The 2,564-nt window shown below is 37.7% G+C and carries 3 protein-coding genes; all 3 read left to right on the forward strand.

Annotation, left to right across the window (positions count from 1 at the left end; genetic code table 11):
* On the forward strand, window positions 1–260 hold a 260-nt coding region (locus tag N7931_RS19145), incomplete at its 5' end, for an SMI1/KNR4 family protein (RefSeq protein WP_262795942.1).
* A gap of 125 nt (window positions 261–385) precedes the next feature.
* Window positions 386–787, forward strand: a complete 402-nt coding sequence (locus N7931_RS19150; protein ID WP_262795943.1) for a GFA family protein — start codon at window positions 386–388, stop codon at window positions 785–787.
* A gap of 371 nt (window positions 788–1,158) precedes the next feature.
* Complete coding sequence (locus N7931_RS19155; protein ID WP_262795944.1) at window positions 1,159–2,316, forward strand: PIN domain-containing protein; 1,158 nt, start codon at window positions 1,159–1,161, stop codon at window positions 2,314–2,316.
* Window positions 2,317–2,564: the final 248 nt, after the last annotated feature.

A 2,564-nucleotide genomic window follows, 5' to 3' on the forward strand; every position in this document is an offset into this window, starting at 1 on the left:
CAGAAGATTACGGGCTTTTAAATGATGCAGAAATTATCATCGAAGAAAATAACGATGTGCGAAACAATGGCTATTTTGGCGAGTCATGGCCTGAGCGTTATTTTATAATTGGCCAAAACGGTTGTGGTGATTACTACGTTATCAATCACCAGAGTAAGGAGTTCTCTGTTGGCTTCGCAAGCCACGAAGAAATGGCATGTAACCCTTACGCGGCTAACTTGGCAGAGTTCATAATTAAGTATTTACGTGAAATTGAGTAAAAACATAACAAGTCAAAGCACTCGGACTTGGTAAAGCTGTCACCTTTTTTGTTCCAAAAAAGCCGCCAACTTCACCATTCCGGTGTTTGAGGCGTTATGTTTAGGTTTAGTGAGTAAGATTTAAAATGATTTATATAGGTTCGTGTTTATGTGGTGATGTGAGTTTTGAGGTGAAAGGTGAGATCGAAAACCTATACTTGTGTCATTGTAAATATTGCCAAAAAGATACTGGTTCAGCGTATGCATCAAATTTATTCTCGACTAAAGCAAAACTTATTTGGCAAACAGGCGAAAACAAAGTTAAAACATATCAATTACCGTCAACTCAACATGTTAAAAGCTTTTGTTCAAATTGTGGCTCAGCAGTTCCAAGCATGCAAATGAATAACGAGCTAGTTGTTGTCCCAGCGGGTTGTTTAAATCAAGATATTGCTATTAAACCTACTGCGCACATTTATAAATCAAGTGAGGCTGTCTGGGCAAAAAACCTAGATAAGGTTAAATCTTATGAGCAGCTTCCTGAGTAAGCACATACAAGCGCATCAACGGTATCCCTGGCTACGCCAGGGGCGGACGTCAAAAGCTGAGCTTTTGCCGCCCGTTATGCCAGCGTTGAACTTGTTTTTCTGTATTTAAGTTAAGTCGGCTAACTGATTTTAGCCGACGTTAAATATCCTAGCGATAAGCTTCCGCTATTGGCAGTAGCAGATATTAGGTACTATTTTTCGACAGCTGTAGGCGCGCAATTTCAAAAATGAGCGAGAAGCAGACCTTAAACAGAATTCAAATTCTAATAAGGTCGTTTAAATCAAGATGTAATAAGTGTTATCCTGTTCATATAAAACATATTAGCACCCTGATTTCTTTAAGGAAGAAGATAAAGTGTTTAGGAGTTTACATGGAAGAACAAGCAGATTTAAAAATGTTGTTTAAAGGCTATTACCAAGCTAATGAAGACACAGTAAAAGCAGTCTGGACTGGTGGTAAAATTATTCCAGATGCCAATGTTCTTCTAAATCTTTATCGTTATTCCGACGACGCTCGCGATGCATTTCTCAATCTATTAAATAATCATAAAGAGCGTTTCTGGTTACCTCACCAAGCCGCTCATGAATACTTTCAAAATCGCCCCACTGTTATTAATGAACAATCTAAAAACTATGATGTAACATTAAAACATATCAATGATTTATATAATTCTTTCAACCAGAAAAATCGCCATCCTTTTTTACAATCTGAGTTATTAGGTGCGGTAGAACAGTTGTTTGACAAGCTAAACAAGCATCTCGAAAACGCCAAAAAATCACATATGGATCGTTTAAATGATGATGAGATACAAAGAAAAATAACTGATATTTTTGGGCAAAAAGTCGGACCCCCTTTCTCTAAGGAAAAATTAAAGGTGTTATTTGAAGAGGGTAAAGCCCGATATCACAGTAAAATTCCACCCGGGTATGAAGATGCCAAAAAAAATGATAATGAGAGAGACTTGATAGGGCAGCAGCATCGTTATGGTGACCTAATAATGTGGAAGCAAATTATTGCTTATGCAAAAGAACATAAAACTCCTATCGTTTTTATTACCGAAGATGCAAAAGAAGATTGGTGGTTAAAGTCAGCAGGAAGAACCTTATCAGCACGACCGGAACTGCTCAAAGAATTTCATGAAGAATCGGGGCAGGAAATACTGTTTTACCGCACAGAAAGCTTTCTTCATAACGCCACCAACTTTTTATCTGAAGAAGTAAGTAATGAGGTTATTGAAGAAATAAAGCTCTTGCAAAGCGAGCCTGTTTTTTATGAAGTTGTTCAACGCTCTCCTTCCTTCTATGATTTAGCAGACTATATTTCTACAAAATTCAAGAAAGGAGATGAGTTACCGGGAGAGAGAATAATTGCAGAGGCTATTAACTGGAATAGGTCTGGCGTCCGAGAGAACCTAGTTAGATTAGATACAATGGGTTATGTGGTAATAGAGCATGGGAAGAAAACTAAATTAATTGAAAATTTACCTCCTGTATCATTGGAGATGCGAGGAAGCACAAAAAATAAATAATGCTTTAGCTAAAAGGCTATAAGGCCATATAACAAAGGTCCTTTATTGGCACAGAGCCGCTGGTCGGCTCTAAATTGTTTTTGTCCAAAAACGTGTTTGAGCGAGTTTCCGCTTCTTGCTCATAGTTGACTCTGAGGGGGGAATATACTCATTTTCTCCTTCCGACACAATTCTACGCAATTACGTTCAGGTCTCATTCATTTAAAATTTAATCTGACTCCGACTCTTCGACATATTTCAACTAAATC

Origin of the sequence: Catenovulum sp. 2E275 (assembly GCF_025515275.1) — a bacterium.
GTDB lineage: Bacteria > Pseudomonadota > Gammaproteobacteria > Enterobacterales > Alteromonadaceae > Catenovulum.

Bases quoted from the DNA above. Each gene is read 5' to 3' on its own strand.
- N7931_RS19150 (WP_262795943.1), top strand. From the start codon at position 386: ATGATTTATATAGGTTCGTGTTTATGTGGTGATGTGAGTTTTGAGGTG.
- N7931_RS19155 (WP_262795944.1), top strand. From the start codon at position 1,159: ATGGAAGAACAAGCAGATTTAAAAATGTTGTTTAAAGGCTATTACCAA.